Genomic DNA, 14,296 nt, shown 5'->3' with positions numbered 1-14,296 from the left:
TGTCGTGTTCACCCGGGCGTCACCTCCCGGTCACGCCGTCACGGCAGCATCGCCGATGCTCGGGGGAGTGGAGCGCGGTCGCCGACGGGTGGTCGAGCGGCCGCGCCTTCCCCGCCCGGGTCGGCTGCGCTGGTGCGCTGGCCGCCGGTGCGCTCCGTCCGTGCTCCGTCCGTGCCGCTGTCAGACGCGTTCGAGCAGGTCGCGTTCCTCGACGTCGGCGAGTGCGAGGGTGCGGTAACCGGCGGACTCGAAGAACACCGTGATGCGGTCCTCTTCCGTGCTCATCACCACGCCCGTGCCCCACTCCGCGTGCTCGACGCGGGCATCCGGTGGCCAGACGGCGTCGTTCGCACCGTCGGCGACGTGGGCGGAGGCGTCGCGTGCCGTGCCCGACGAGCAGGTGTCGCAGTTGCCGCACGGCTCCGGCAGTTCGTCGCCGAAGTAGCCGAGCAGGAACTGCCGGCGGCACGCGGTCGTCTCGGCGAGCTGGCGCATCATCGCGATGCGGGACTCCTCGACCCGTTCCCGTTCGGCGGCTCGGTCGGCGGTGGCGCGAGCCGCACGGTCGGCGTCCCGGGGGCCGTCCGGCATCCGGGAGACACCGTCGACGTCGTCTCGGAGGGCACCGGCGTCGAGCAGGGCGTTGAGCGCACGGCCGGCGGTGCGGGCCGACAGCCCCGAGGCCTCCGTGAGCGCGGAACGAGCGATCGAGCCGCTGGGCGGGACGGCGTCGAAGACGGCCCGCACCGATGCGGGCCGGGGGGAGCCGGACGCGAAGAACGTGCGCAGGCCGAAGTCCTCGGCGCGGTAGTGCAGGGTGGCGCCGGCCGGTTCGGCGTCCCGCCCGGCCCGTCCGATCTCCTGGTAGTAGGCGTCGACCGACTCCGGGACGTCGGCGTGCACGACGTACCGGACGTCGGGCTTGTCGATGCCCATGCCGAACGCGCTGGTCGCCACCACCACGTCGACGTCGCCGTCCAGGAACCCGGTGTGCACGGACTCGCGCTCCGCCACGCGCATGCCGGCGTGGTACGGCTGTGCGCGACGACCACGGGTGGCGAGGGCATCGGCGTACTCGGTGGTCGCGGCGCGGGTGGCGACGTAGACGACCGTGGCCCCGTCCAGTTCGGCGACCTGGTCGACCACGGCCTGGCGCTTCTCGGCGTCCTCGGCGTGCCGGATGACCTCGAGTCGGATGCCGGGTCGGTCGAACCCCGACGCGAGCACGAACGGGTCGCGCATGCGGAGCCGCTCGACGATGTCATCCCGCACCGGAGCGGAGCCCGTCGCGGTCAGGGCGAGCACGGGTGGGCGGCCCAGGCGCTCCGCGACCTCGCCGAGCGCCAGGTAGTCGGGTCGGAAGTCGTGACCCCAGGACGAGATGCAGTGCGCCTCGTCGACGGCGACCAGCGCGACGCCGGCATCGCGGAGTCGCTCGAGCACGTCGTCCTTCACCAGCTGTTCGGGGGCCAGGAACACGTAGCCGACCTGGCCTCCGGCAACGGCGTCCCAGGCATCGGCGACGTCCCGGGCTTTCTTCGTTGCGTTCAGGGCGACGGCGCGGGGTGCACCCGGATGGTGCTCGAGTCCGACCACCTGGTCCTCCTGCAGCGCGACGAGCGGGGAGACCACGACGACGAGCCCGTCCAGGCCGAGGCCGGCGACCTGGTAGATCGCGGACTTCCCCGAACCGGTGGGCATGACCGCCAGGGCGTCGCGGCCTTCGAGGACCGCGTCGATGACGGACTCCTGGTCGGGGCGGAGCTTCCAGCCGAAGACCTCGGTGGCGCGGGTACGGAGTTCGGGGTGCACCGATCCACAGTGCCGAGCGGGAGCCTGAGGCCGGTCCCAGCGATGCGCGCAGCGGCTCACGCCCGTCGGAGCCGGCTCGCTGCGGTATCCGTGCACCGGCCGTCCACCGAGCAGCGCTAGGCTGCGTGGCGGCCGTTGTCTCGACATCGAGCGACCCTCGATGTGGAGTGCGCGACCGGGAAACCGATGCCGATCGCACGAACCGTGCGGGAAGAAGAACAGCGTGGATCTTTTCGAGTATCAGGCCAGGGACCTCTTCGAGTCCTACGGCGTCCCCGTGTTGCAGGGGATCATCGCCGACACCCCCGAGCAGGCGAAGGCGGCGGCCGAGAAGATCGGCGGCGTCGTGGTCGTCAAGGCGCAGGTGAAGGTCGGCGGTCGCGGCAAGGCCGGCGGCGTCAAGGTCGCGAAGACCCCGGACGAGGCCTTCGAACACGCGCAGGCCATCCTCGGCCTCGACATCAAGGGCCACGCCGTCCAGCGGGTCATGGTCGCCCAGGGTGCCGACATCGCCGAGGAGTTCTACTTCTCCGTGCTGCTCGACCGGGCCAACCGCTCCTACCTCTCGCTCACCAGCGTCGAGGGCGGCATGGAGATCGAGCAGCTCGCCGTCGAGAAGCCCGAGGCACTCGCCCGGGTCGAGGTCGACCCGCTGACCGGCATCGACAAGGCCGCGGCGCTCGAGATCGCCGCGCAGGCGAACTTCCCATCGGAGCTGCAGGACGCCGTCGCCGACGTCTTCGTCAAGCTCTACGACGTCTACAAGGGCGAGGACGCGACCCTCGTCGAGGTCAACCCCCTGGTCCGCACCGGCGACGGCCAGATCCTGGCACTCGACGGCAAGGTCTCGCTCGACGAGAACGCCGACTTCCGCCACGAGGGCCACAAGGACCTCGAGGACACCGCCAGCGAGGACCCGCTCGAGGCGAAGGCGAAGGCCCACGGGCTGAACTACGTCAAGCTCGACGGCCAGGTCGGCGTCATCGGCAACGGCGCGGGGCTCGTCATGTCGACGCTCGACGTCGTCGCCTACGCCGGTGAGCGCCACGGCGGCGTGAAGCCCGCCAACTTCCTCGACATCGGCGGCGGCGCCTCGGCCGAGGTCATGGCCAACGGCCTCGACGTCATCCTCGGCGACCCGCAGGTGAAGAGCGTGTTCGTGAACGTCTTCGGCGGCATCACCGCGTGCGACGCCGTCGCGAACGGCATCGTCGCCGCGCTCGGCATCCTCGGCGACGCGGCCACCAAACCGCTCGTCGTGCGTCTGGACGGCAACAACGTGGAAGAGGGTCGTCGGATCCTGGCGGAGGCAGCGCACCCGCTCGTCACCGTCGCCGCGACCATGGACGATGCGGCCGAGCAGGCCGCCGAACTCGCCGCCGCAGCGGCCTGAAGGGACTGACCATGTCGATCTTCCTCAACAAGGACTCCAAGGTCATCGTCCAGGGCATCACGGGTGGCGAGGGCACGAAGCACACCGCCCTGATGCTCAAGGCCGGCACGAACGTCGTCGGCGGTGTCAACGCCCGCAAGGCCGGCACCACCGTCACCCACGGCGACGTCGAGCTGCCGGTCTTCGGCTCGGTGCGCGAGGCCATCGACACCACCGGTGCCGACGTCTCGATCGTCTTCGTCCCGCCGGCGTTCGCGAAGGACGCGGTGACGGAGGCCATCGACGCCGAGATCCCGCTCGTCGTCGTCATCACCGAGGGCATCCCCGTGCAGGACTCGGCCGAGTTCTGGGCGCACGCCAAGGCGAAGGGCGGCACGACCCGGATCATCGGGCCGAACTGCCCCGGCATCATCACCCCGGGGGAGTCGCTCGTCGGCATCACCCCTGCGACGATCACCGGCAAGGGGCCGATCGGCCTCGTCTCGAAGTCCGGCACCCTGACCTACCAGATGATGTACGAGCTCCGTGACCTGGGCTTCTCGACCGCCATCGGCATCGGCGGCGACCCCGTCATCGGCACCACGCACATCGACGCGCTCGCCGCGTTCGAGGCCGACCCCGAGACCGAGGCCATCGTGATGATCGGTGAGATCGGTGGCGACGCCGAGGAGCGCGCGGCCGAGTTCATCAAGGCGCACGTCACCAAGCCGGTCGTCGGCTACGTCGCGGGCTTCACCGCTCCCGAGGGCAAGACGATGGGCCACGCCGGCGCGATCGTGTCCGGTTCGGCCGGCACCGCCGAGGCGAAGAAGCAGGCGCTCGAGGCCGCAGGCGTCAAGGTCGGCAAGACGCCGTCCGAGACCGCCGCGCTGCTGCGCGAGGTCGTCGCCGCCCGCTAGCGACGAGCCCGTTCCGCAAAACACCGGTGTTCGTCGGGTGAACCGCGTCTTGCGCGTGTTCGTCCTGCGAACACCGGTGTTTTGCGTCGGCAGCCGCGCGGCTCCGGGGCGGCCGCGCGAGGGGCACGTATCCTCGCTGCGATGAACCGCCTGGGAACCGCTCTGCTCGCCGCGATCGAGGCGGTCGTGACGGTCGGCGTCGGCATCGGGATCGCCCTCGTGCCGCTGACGCTGCTCTGGGGGTTCGAGTACGGCCTGCAGGTCGACTGGGACGTCTTCTGGAAGGCCACCGGCAGCGTCTGGCTCGTCGGGCACGGCGTCGACGTCTCGTTCCTGCTCGGTTCCGCACTCGCCAAGAGCACCGGGGTCAGCGGCGCTGCCGACCCCATCCACGTCACCCTGGCGGCCCTCGGGTTCGCGGTCGTGACCGCCTGGCTCGGCGCCCGTGCCGGACGCCGGTTCGCCGAGACCGAGCACCGCACGACCGGCCTGCTGGTCGGCACCGCCGTCGTCGCGCTCCTCGGTCTGGCCGTCGCGCTGTCGACGACCTCCGCCGCCACCCACCCCACGCTCTGGCAGGCCGTGGTGCTGCCGGCGCTCTGGTTCGGGATCCCCGCACTCGCCGCGTCCGAGGTCTGCCGTCGTCGCCGGGACATGCCCGCCGACGCCGTCACCCAGCGGGTCATCGACCTGGTCGACCGCGTCCCCGCCGTCTGGCGGTCCGTCGCCGGGTTCGGCCTGCGCGCCGGGACCGCCGCGACCGCCGTGGTCGTCGGCGTGGCCGCGGTGCTGGTCGGCCTGCTGCTCTTCACCTCGTTCGCCGAGGTCATCACCCTGTACGAGCAGTCGCACGCCGGGGTGATCGGTGGTGTCGCGCTCACCGTCGGACAGCTCGCGTTCCTGCCGGACTTCGTCGGGTGGGCGACCTCGTGGCTGATCGGCCCCGGGTTCGCCATCGGCACCGGGTCGAGCGTGTCCCCGATCGCCACGACCCTGGGCCCGATCCCCGGCCTGCCGGTCTTCGGCGCGCTGCCGACCTCGGGTCACACCTTCGGGCTCGTCTGGATCCTGGTGCCCGTCATCGCCGGGTTCGCGATCGGCGGCTCGATGCGGCCGCGGTTGGTGCGGGCCCTGGGCGCTGCGGACTCCGCACTGCACCGTGCGTTCGGCGGCGTCGCGGCAGGACTCGTCGCCGGCGTGCTCACGGGGCTCGTCGCCTGGGTGTCGTCCGGTTCGTTCGGCCCGGGACGCCTGGCCGACGTCGGCCCGAACGCCCTGGCGGTCGGTGGGTTCGCCGCACTCGAGGTCGGCCTGCCGGCGATCATCGCCCTCGCCGCGGGCAGTGACCTCGTCCGCCTGCCGGAGGGCGGGTGGAGGCGCGAGCGCTGGACCGAGGCGGACGAGGCCGCCGAGGCCGACGAGGACCACGACACCGCGCGCGCCGGAGCAGACCTCGGCGAGGGGTCCCTGCTCGCCGCGCTCGACCAGGCCGGGGCCGGACGGACCACCGACGTGCACCGCTTCGTCGTCGAGGAGTCCCACGACGGGTCGACGGCAGCGCGCCCGCGGGCGACGACCGAACACGCGACGACCGAGCGGGCGACCGGGCCGATCGGCAGCGAGGTCGTCGGGGACGAGCCGGCCGATGCGACACCGGCGCGGCCCGCCCGCGAACCCGACCCCGCCTCCGCACCCACGCCTCCACCCCGCGCACCGCGTGCCGGCGACACCGACCACGACGTCGAGCTCCCCGACTGGGCGAAGACCGACGCGGTGGCCGCCGACCGCCTCGCCGCCGAGCCCGAACCGGTGCGACGCGGTACCGGACGAGCAGCCCTGGGCGGCCTGCGCGACCGTCTGGCCGGCGCGGCCGAGGGGGTCCGGGGACGAGCCGGTGCACTGCGCGGCCGCGTGACCGGCTCCGACGCCGAGCCGCAGCAGCCCGCCCCCGAGCCGCCCACGGCCACCGCCCCCGCGGCAGCACCGCCGCGCGTGCCCACCGACGCCCAGCCCGCGTTCCCGTGGAGCACCGAGGAGTTCGTCGCCGGCCGGGACGACCTGGACGAGACCGCCGAGGCGGACCGCGTCGACGTCGCCCACGACACCCGGGCGGCCACACCGGAGCGGGAGCAGCAGCCCCGCCAGGCGAAGTGGGACGTCACCGACCAGATCCCCGAGGACGAACTGCCCTGGTGGCGACAGCCGAAGGACGACCGGTAACAGCGCCCGCCGACGCCGTGCCTCCCGGTAGGGTTGGTGCCGTGCTCGAACTGGTCGTCCTGATCTCCGGTACCGGGTCGAACCTCCGAGCCCTGCTCGAAGCGACCTTCGACGCCGAGTACCCCGCCCGTGTCGTCGCCATCGGTGCCGACCGCGACGCCGAGGGGCTCGGGCTGGGCGAGGAGTTCTCGATCCCGACCTTCACGGTCCCGTTCACCCGCTACGACTCCCGCGCCGAGTGGGGTCAGGCCCTGGCGGAGCAGATCCGTCCGTGGTCGCCCGACCTGCTCGTGCTCTCCGGCCTGATGCGCCTGCTGCCCCCGGCCGTGGTGTCCGAGTTCGCACCGGGGATCATCAACACCCACCCGGCGTACCTGCCCGAGTTCCCCGGCGCCCACGGCGTGCGCGACGCACTCGCCGCCGGCGTGACCGAGACCGGCGCGAGCGTCATCGCGGTCGACGACGGCGTCGACACCGGGCCGATCCTGGCCCAGGAGCGCATCCCGGTGCTGCCGGGCGACAGCGAGTCGACGCTGCACGACCGCATCAAGCCGGTCGAGCGCCGCCTGCTCATCCAGACCATCCTCGACATCGCCAACGGCACCACCGAACTGAAGGGCACCCCGAGCGCATGAGCGTGCACGCAGCCGACCCCAGCCTCTACCGCGACCGGGACGTGGTGCCGGTCCGCCGTGCACTGATCTCGGTGAGCGACAAGTCCGGCCTGCTCGAGCTCGCCGGCGCCCTGGCCGACTCCGGGGTGGAGATCGTGTCGACCGGTTCCACCGCGCAGACCATCCGTGACGCGGGCTACGCCGTCACCGACGTCGCGAGCGTCACCGGGTTCCCCGAGTCGCTCGACGGTCGCGTGAAGACGCTGCACCCGTCGGTGCACGCCGGCCTGCTCGCCGACCTGCGGCTCGAGTCGCACGAGCAGCAGCTCGCCGACCTCGACATCGCGCCGTTCGAACTCGTCGTGGTGAACCTCTACCCGTTCGTCGAGACCGTGGCGTCCGGCGCCGACACCGCGACCGTGGTCGAGAACGTCGACATCGGCGGCCCCGCGATGGTCCGTGCCTCGGCGAAGAACCACCCGAACGTGGCGATCGTCGTGTCCCCGGCGTCCTACCCCGAGGTCGTCGAGGCCGTGCGTGCCGGCGGCACCACGCTCGAGCTCCGCAAGCGCCTCGCCGCCCAGGCCTTCGCGCACACCGCCGCGTACGACACCGCGGTGGCGTCCTACTTCGCGAGCGACGTCGTCTCCGCCGCCGCAGCCCCGACGGCCTCCGGCGACATCCGGACCCCCGGCGCGTTCGACGAGTACCTGTCGGTCGGTGCCGAGCTGTCCGCGACCCTGCGCTACGGCGAGAACGCCCACCAGGCCGCGGCGCTCTACACGACGCCGGACGGCACCGGTATCGCACAGGCGACGCAGCTGCACGGCAAGGAGATGTCGTACAACAACTACGTCGACGCCGACGCGGCGGTCCGCGCGGCCTTCGACTTCGACGAGCCCGCCGTCGCGATCATCAAGCACGCCAACCCGTGCGGCATCGCGATCGCCCCGGCCGACGCCGCCGACCCGATCGCCTCGGCCCACGCCGCCGCGCACGCCTGCGACCCGCTGTCGGCGTTCGGCGGGGTCATCGCCGCGAACCGCCCGGTCACCCTGACCATGGCCGAGACCGTCAAGGACATCTTCACCGAGGTCGTCGTCGCCCCCGGGTTCGACCCCGAGGCGCTCGAGGTCCTGTCGCGCAAGAAGAACATCCGCCTGCTCACGCTGCCGGCCGACTTCGCGCTCGCCGACCGCGAGGTCAAGCAGGTCTCCGGCGGGTTCCTGGTGCAGGACGCCGACCGCTTCACGGGCTTCGACCAGTCCACCTGGACCCTCGTGGCCGGCGAGCCCGCCGATGCGCAGACCCTGACCGACCTGGCCTTCGCGTGGCGTGCCAGCCGTTCGGTGAAGTCGAACGCCATCCTGCTGGCGAACCAGGGCGCGAGCGTCGGTGTCGGCATGGGCCAGGTCAACCGGGTCGACTCGTGCCACCTCGCCGTGAACCGTGCGGGTGACCGGGCTGCCGGCAGCGTCGCGGCGTCGGATGCGTTCTTCCCGTTCGCCGACGGCTTGCAGGTGCTGCTCGACGCCGGTGTCCGTGCGGTGGCGCAGCCCGGTGGCAGCGTCCGTGACGACGAGGTCATCGCTGCGGCGAAGGCTGCTGGCGTGACGATGTACTTCACGAGCGAGCGCCACTTCTTCCACTGATGTGCACTGCCACTTCGTCCACCGATGTGAACAATCGGTGGCAGACCATTGCGCGGCGACAGTCACTGTGAATAGTCTGTAAGGCTCCGCGGCAGGCAGCCGACGATCCCTCGGGACCGGCGGCACCGCGGACACAACGGTGACGAAGACGACGACTGGAGTGACGATGGACAACATGACCGGAACCGTGGCGACGGCCGCCCGCGCAGGTCTCGTGTCCGTCGTGGGGACCACTCCCGCACGGCGATCCCCGATCGCACCGCGACCCCGCGTCGCGGCCGCCGTCTAGTCGGGCCGTTCCCACGGCCCCGCGACGCAGCACCACCGGCGTCCGCGAACCACCCGCCTGAACCCGGGGGACGACGCTCCCCCGGTGCCTCCGGCCCGACCGACGTCACGCGAGTGACGGCGGAGACGCGACCACGCGCCCGGCCGATGATCACCACGCAACGCCACACCGAGCCTCCAGGCCGAAGCCGCGCGACGCGAGCAAGCAAGCAGCAAGCAAGCAAGCAGCAAGCAAGCACGCACCGCGCAGCGCGACCCGGGGACCCGGCAGACGCATGAGGACGCAACCATGTCCAAGTCGCCCACCACGGCGCGCCCGTCCACCTTCCGCGCGATCGCGCGGATCTACCCCTACGTGAAGCCCTACCAGGGGCGCCTCATCGGCGGCATGGCCGCAGCGATGGGAGCCTCCCTGGTGGCGCTCGCAATCCCCTACGTGCTGCAGTGGCTCGTCGACGGTCCGCTGTCGTCGCGCGACTCGGCACAGATCTGGCCCGCCGGGCTCGGGGTGCTCGCCCTCGGTGTGCTCGAGGCGTTCTTCATCGCCTCGCGCCGCCGGCTGGTGATGCGTCCCTCGACCCGCATCGAGACGAGCATGCGCAACTCGCTCTACGCGAAGCTGCAGGACCTGCCGGTCGCGTTCCACGACCGCTGGGAGTCCGGGCAGCTGCTGTCCCGTTCCGTGTCCGACCTGTCGCTGATCCGGCGCTGGCTGGCCTTCGGGGTCGTCCTGCTCGTCGTCAACATCGTGACGATCGTCGTCGGCTTCGTCGTGCTGTTCACCTTCGGGTGGATCCTCGGGCTGATCTTCCTGATCGCGTCGATCCCGCTGTGGATCAACGGCCTGCTGTTCGAGCGCCGGTACTCCGCCGTCGCACGCCGCAGCCAGGACCAGGTGGGCGACCTCGCCACGAGCGTCGAGCAGTCGGTGCACGGCATCCGCGTGCTCAAGGCGTTCGGTCGCGGCGGCGCGAAGCTCGAGGAGTTCAGCGAGCAGGCCGAAGCCCTGCGCGGCACCGAGATCAAGAAGGCGAAGGCCATCGCCGGCATCTGGCTGTGGCTGCTGCTCGTGCCGGACGTCGCGTTCGCGCTGTGCCTGCTCGCCGGCATCTGGCTGGCCTCGCAGGGGCAGCTCACCGTCGGCCAGCTGTTCGCGTTCTTCGCGACGGCGACGGTGCTGCGGTTCCCGATCGAGTCGATCGGCTTCCTGCTCTCGATGACGTTCGACACCCGCACGGCGGTCGACCGCTTCTTCGAGGTCATGGACTCCGAGAACACCATCACGGACCCGGAACACCCGAAGACGATCGCCGAGCCGCACGGTGCGCTGTCGTTCAACGGCGTGCACTTCCGGTACCAGGACTCCGCACCGCAGTACCCGGACCTGATCAACGGCGTCGAACTGCAGCTGCAGCCGGGCGAGACCATGGCGCTCGTCGGGCTGACCGGCTGCGGCAAGACGACCCTGCTCTCGCTCGTGCCGCGTCTGTACGACGTGACCGGTGGTTCGGTGACGATCGACGGGGTCGACATCCGCGACCTCACCCGCGAAGAGCTCCGCCGGCACGTCGGCGTCGCCTTCGAGGACGCCACCCTGTTCTCGTCGACCGTGCGTGAGAACGTGCTCCTCGGTCGACCGGACGTGCAGGGTGCCGAGGCCGAGGCGCTCATGCGCGAGGCACTCGACATCGCGCAGGCGTCCTTCGTGGACGACCTGCCCGACGGCGTCGACACCCGGGTCGGTGAAGAGGGGCTGTCGCTGTCCGGTGGCCAGCGACAGCGCCTGGCACTCGCCCGCGCGATCGCCGCGCGGCCGTCGGTGCTCGTGCTCGACGACCCGCTGTCGGCGCTCGACGTCGACACCGAGGCGCGGGTCGAGGCGGGCCTGCGACGCGTGCTCGCCGACACCACGTCGCTCATCGTGGCGCACCGTCCGTCGACGGTGACGCTGGCCGACCGGGTCGCCCTGATGGAGAACGGCGTCGTCACGGCCGTCGGGACCCACCACGACCTGATGGCCACCAACGAGCACTACCGCTACGTCATCTCGTCGCTCGACGACGACGACGCGACCGCACGACAGGAGGCGATGGCATGAGCCAGCAAGAGAAGAACCTGCCGCTCGACACGTCGGCCGGGCCGGGAGGCGCGGATCCCGTCGTCGACGACATCGCCGACGCGCAGTCTGCCGCCCCCGTCACCGCCTCGATCACCACCATGGGCGTGCGCGGCGAGGAGCGTGAGGACTTCACGAAGGCCGAGAGCAAGCGCCTGCGGCGCCGGTCCCTCGCCCTGCTCGGGTCCCTCGCCGCACCGCTGAAGCTCCGGCTGGTGCTGCTCGGCATCGTGGTCGTGGTCTCGACCGCCGGCACCGTCGCGGGTCCGGCGCTCATCGCGTGGGGCATCGACAACGCCCTGCCCGCGGTGATGGACCAGAACGACTGGGTGCCGGCGTTCGGCGTCGTCTCGACGTACATCGTCGTGGCCGTCCTCGGTGCGGTGCTCACCGCCTGGTACACGGTGCTCGCGGCTCGGATCAGCCAGGCGATCCTGTTCGACCTGCGCAAGCGGGTGTTCCTGCACACGCAGCGGCTCTCGCTCGAGTTCCACGAGACCTACACGTCGGGCCGGATCATCTCGCGCCAGACGAGTGACCTCGACTCGATCCGCGAGCTGCTCGACTCGGGGCTGAACCAGCTCATCCAGGGCGTGCTGTACATGGCGTTCACCGCCGTGGCCCTGGTGCTGCTCGACCCGACGTCCGGGCTCGTGCTCGCGGTGTCGCTCGTGCCGCTCTGGTTCCTGATCCGCTGGTTCCAGACGAACTCGCAGACGCTGTTCCGCTCCACCCGTGTCACCTCGGCGCGCGTGATCGTGCACTTCGTCGAGACGATGACGGGCATCCGCGCGGTGCAGGCGTTCCGCAAGGAGTCCCGCAACCGTGACGAGTACGGCGGCTACGTCGAGGACTACCGGGTGGCGAACACGAAGGTGTTCAACCTGTTCGGGACCTTCGACCCGGTGCTCGTGCTCATCGGCAACGCCACGCTCGCCGCGGTCGTCATCGTCGGCGGCTTCCGGATCGTCGGCGGGACGCTCGAGGTCGGTGCGCTGCTCGCGGTCGCGCTGTACGCCAAGCGCTTCTTCGACCCGGCGCAGGAACTCGCGATGTTCTACAACGGGTACCAGTCCGCCTCAGCGGCGATGGAGAAGATCTCCGGCGTCCTCGAGGAACGGCCGAGCGTGCCGGACCCCGTGAAGCCCACCCGTCTGGCGGACGCCACCGGGAAGATGGACTTCGACGACGTCGTGTTCGCCTACAACAAGGGCAAGGTCGTGCTGCCGGAGTTCGACCTGCACATCCCGTCGGGGCAGACCATCGCCCTCGTCGGTTCCACCGGCGCCGGCAAGTCGACGCTCGCCAAGCTCATGGCGCGCTTCTACGACCCGAGTCAGGGCTCCGTCAAGCTCGACGGTGTGGACCTGCGTGACCTCGACACGAAGGACATGCGCCGCGCGATCGTCATGGTCACGCAAGAGGCCTACCTGTTCTCCGGAACCGTCGCGGACAACATCGCGCTCGGCAAGCCCGGGGCGTCCCGCCAGGAGATCGAGGCGTCGGCCAAGGCGGTCGGCGCGCACGAGTTCATCATGGCGCTGCCCGACGGGTACGACACCGACGTGAACAAGCGCGGTGGCCGTGTCTCGGCGGGCCAGCGGCAGCTGCTCTCGTTCGCGCGGGCGTTCATCGCGGACCCGAAGGTGCTCATCCTCGACGAGGCCACGGCGTCGCTCGACATCCCCTCGGAGCGACTCGTGCAGGAGGGCCTGGAGACCCTGCTCGCCGACCGCACCGCGGTGATCATCGCGCACCGGCTGTCCACCGTCGCGATCGCCCACCGGGTGCTCGTGATGGAGCACGGCCGGATCGTCGAGGACGGTACCCCCGCCGACCTCATCGCCGGCACCGGGCGCTTCGCCCAGCTGCACGCAGCCTGGCGCGACTCGCTCGTCTAGGCCCCGGTCGGGCTGCACCACGTGGTTGGCTTGCTCCATGAGCAACGACAGCGTGGTGCAGCCCGGCGGCGTCGCCCTGCACGACCCCTTCTACGGTGCCCCCTTCACCGAGGCCGTTCGCCGGTTCTGGCGGAAGTACACCGTGTTCACCGGACGGGCATCGCGCGCCGAGTTCTGGTGGTGGTGGCTGACGTCGCTCGCGATCGGGCTCGTGCTGCAGCTCGTGCCGCAGGTGTTCACGCCGGACACCCCGGTGCTCGAGAACCCCGTCGGGTCGTACCTGTTCATGCTGTGGGTGCTCGCGACGCTCGTCGGCTCCCTCGGCCTCGGCGCCCGACGACTGCACGACGCGAACCTGTCCGGCTTCTGGCAGTTCCTGCACGTGCTGCCGGGCCTCGGCTCGCTGATCGTCTACGTGCTGTGCCTGCTGCCCGCGAACCCGAAGGGTGCGCGCTTCGACCGCTGAGGTCGACCCGCGCGGCGCGGGGTCAGAACGGGTCGTCCGCGTCCGTTGCCGGTGACCAGCGCGCACGACGCATGTCGAGCCTCCAGGTCGTCGTCCCCTGCACGAGCGGGGTCCCCTCGGCCCGGTAGTGCTCGAGCGCCCGGGCCTCGTGGCGGAGCGGCGGGTGCCCACCCGCGCGCACCACACGCCACCACGGCAGGTCGGCGCCCTCGTGCGCCATCACCTTGCCGACGGCACGAGAGGCCCGCGATCCGAGGACTGCGGCGACGTCGCCGTACGTCATGACGTGACCGGGCGGGATCATCCGCACCACCTCGGCGACGGCGGCGCCGAAGTCGACCGATGCGTCGTCGGTGGGCACGTCGTCGGAGCGTGCTAGAGCGTCAGGACCGCGAAGTGGTCGCCGTACTGGGTCTCGCGCACGACCTCGAAGCCCACGGCGCGGAAGAACGCCTCGGGGCTGTCGTCGCCGCCGGGCTCGTACACGACCGTCAGTCGCTCGAACCCGCGGCTGCGCGCTTCGTCCGCCAGACCGTGCACGGCGAAGCGACCGACGCCACGGCCCTGCGCGCTGGCTGCCACGTTGACGCGCCAGATGCAGCTGCGCAGTTCTTCCTGCGCGTTGTCGGCGTCGAACGAACCGATGATCAGGCCGAGGACCTCGTCGTCGTCGAGGACGACACGGGTCCACGCGGAGCTCGGCTTGACGTCGGTCTCGGCGACCCCGTAGGTGGTCGGCTGCACGAACTGTTCCTGGCCCGGCTTGAGCGTCAGGGAGTTGGCCGCGGCAGCGGTCTTCGCGGAGAGTTCTTCCAGGCGCAGGTCGGACATGCGGCCAGGGTAACGGTGCTGACCCTGCGGAAGCCAGTGGCGACGGCAGACCGAGACCGCACCGTTGTCGCGGCGGAACCGGGCGGCCGACCGGCGGGTGCTGC

Annotated in this window: 11 protein-coding genes; 8 read left to right on the top strand and 3 right to left on the bottom strand. The window is 71.3% G+C overall.

What is annotated here, in order from left to right:
• Positions 1 to 180: 180 nt before the first annotated feature.
• Positions 181 to 1,812, bottom strand: coding sequence for a RecQ family ATP-dependent DNA helicase (locus tag ACL00U_RS15360; RefSeq protein WP_412873584.1), 1,632 nt, complete (start codon positions 1,810 to 1,812; stop codon positions 181 to 183).
• A gap of 223 nt (positions 1,813 to 2,035) precedes the next feature.
• Between ACL00U_RS15360 and sucC the strand changes: the two genes are divergently transcribed.
• From sucC to ACL00U_RS15320, 8 genes are all read left to right on the top strand, one after another.
• Positions 2,036 to 3,205 (top strand): ADP-forming succinate--CoA ligase subunit beta, encoded by a 1,170-nt coding sequence (gene sucC, locus ACL00U_RS15355; RefSeq protein WP_412873583.1) that lies wholly within the window; start codon positions 2,036 to 2,038, stop codon positions 3,203 to 3,205.
• Between the two features lie 11 nt (positions 3,206 to 3,216).
• A complete protein-coding gene (sucD, locus tag ACL00U_RS15350; RefSeq protein ID WP_042539799.1) occupies positions 3,217 to 4,104 on the top strand; it encodes a succinate--CoA ligase subunit alpha in 888 nt (295 codons plus the stop codon).
• Positions 4,105 to 4,245: 141 nt separating this feature from the next.
• A complete protein-coding gene (locus ACL00U_RS15345) occupies positions 4,246 to 6,324 on the top strand; it encodes a DUF6350 family protein (protein WP_412873582.1) in 2,079 nt (692 codons plus the stop codon).
• A gap of 41 nt (positions 6,325 to 6,365) precedes the next feature.
• Positions 6,366 to 6,959 (top strand): phosphoribosylglycinamide formyltransferase, encoded by a 594-nt coding sequence (purN, locus tag ACL00U_RS15340; protein ID WP_042539801.1) that lies wholly within the window; start codon positions 6,366 to 6,368, stop codon positions 6,957 to 6,959.
• Positions 6,956 to 8,590 (top strand): bifunctional phosphoribosylaminoimidazolecarboxamide formyltransferase/IMP cyclohydrolase, encoded by a 1,635-nt coding sequence (purH, locus tag ACL00U_RS15335; protein WP_056071930.1) that lies wholly within the window; start codon positions 6,956 to 6,958, stop codon positions 8,588 to 8,590. Before purN ends, purH begins: the two co-directional genes overlap by 4 nt.
• A 577-nt stretch (positions 8,591 to 9,167) precedes the next feature.
• Complete coding sequence (locus ACL00U_RS15330; protein WP_042539805.1) at positions 9,168 to 10,976, top strand: ABC transporter ATP-binding protein; 1,809 nt, start codon at positions 9,168 to 9,170, stop codon at positions 10,974 to 10,976.
• Between the two features lie 119 nt (positions 10,977 to 11,095).
• On the top strand, positions 11,096 to 12,895 hold the full coding sequence (locus ACL00U_RS15325) for an ABC transporter ATP-binding protein (RefSeq protein WP_031260262.1): 1,800 nt from the start codon (positions 11,096 to 11,098) through the stop codon (positions 12,893 to 12,895).
• Between the two features lie 37 nt (positions 12,896 to 12,932).
• Positions 12,933 to 13,361: a DUF805 domain-containing protein gene (locus ACL00U_RS15320; RefSeq protein ID WP_017888146.1), complete on the top strand. Its 429-nt coding sequence runs from the start codon at positions 12,933 to 12,935 to the stop codon at positions 13,359 to 13,361.
• A 22-nt stretch (positions 13,362 to 13,383) separates the two neighbouring features.
• On the opposite strand, the gene ACL00U_RS15315 is transcribed toward ACL00U_RS15320, so the two are convergent.
• Together ACL00U_RS15315 and ACL00U_RS15310 are read right to left on the bottom strand one after the other, a co-directional pair.
• Positions 13,384 to 13,722 (bottom strand): MGMT family protein, encoded by a 339-nt coding sequence (locus ACL00U_RS15315; RefSeq protein WP_017888145.1) that lies wholly within the window; start codon positions 13,720 to 13,722, stop codon positions 13,384 to 13,386.
• A 14-nt stretch (positions 13,723 to 13,736) separates the two neighbouring features.
• On the bottom strand, positions 13,737 to 14,192 hold the full coding sequence (locus ACL00U_RS15310) for a GNAT family N-acetyltransferase (RefSeq protein ID WP_017888144.1): 456 nt from the start codon (positions 14,190 to 14,192) through the stop codon (positions 13,737 to 13,739).
• Positions 14,193 to 14,296: the final 104 nt, after the last annotated feature.

Origin of the sequence: Curtobacterium poinsettiae, assembly GCF_047226435.1 — a bacterium.
Taxonomy (GTDB): Bacteria; Actinomycetota; Actinomycetes; order Actinomycetales; family Microbacteriaceae; genus Curtobacterium; species Curtobacterium poinsettiae.
Note: the sequence above shows the minus strand (reverse complement) of the source record. Positions and strands in the feature narration are given on the sequence as shown.

Coding starts and splice junctions, on each gene's coding strand:
- purH (WP_056071930.1), top strand. CDS start 6,956: ATGAGCGTGCACGCAGCCGACCCCAGCCTCTACCGCGACCGGGACGTG.
- ACL00U_RS15320 (WP_017888146.1), top strand. CDS start 12,933: ATGAGCAACGACAGCGTGGTGCAGCCCGGCGGCGTCGCCCTGCACGAC.
- sucD (WP_042539799.1), top strand. CDS start 3,217: ATGTCGATCTTCCTCAACAAGGACTCCAAGGTCATCGTCCAGGGCATC.
- ACL00U_RS15345 (WP_412873582.1), top strand. CDS start 4,246: ATGAACCGCCTGGGAACCGCTCTGCTCGCCGCGATCGAGGCGGTCGTG.
- ACL00U_RS15310 (WP_017888144.1), bottom strand. CDS start 14,192: ATGTCCGACCTGCGCCTGGAAGAACTCTCCGCGAAGACCGCTGCCGCG.
- ACL00U_RS15330 (WP_042539805.1), top strand. CDS start 9,168: ATGTCCAAGTCGCCCACCACGGCGCGCCCGTCCACCTTCCGCGCGATC.
- ACL00U_RS15325 (WP_031260262.1), top strand. CDS start 11,096: ATGGGCGTGCGCGGCGAGGAGCGTGAGGACTTCACGAAGGCCGAGAGC.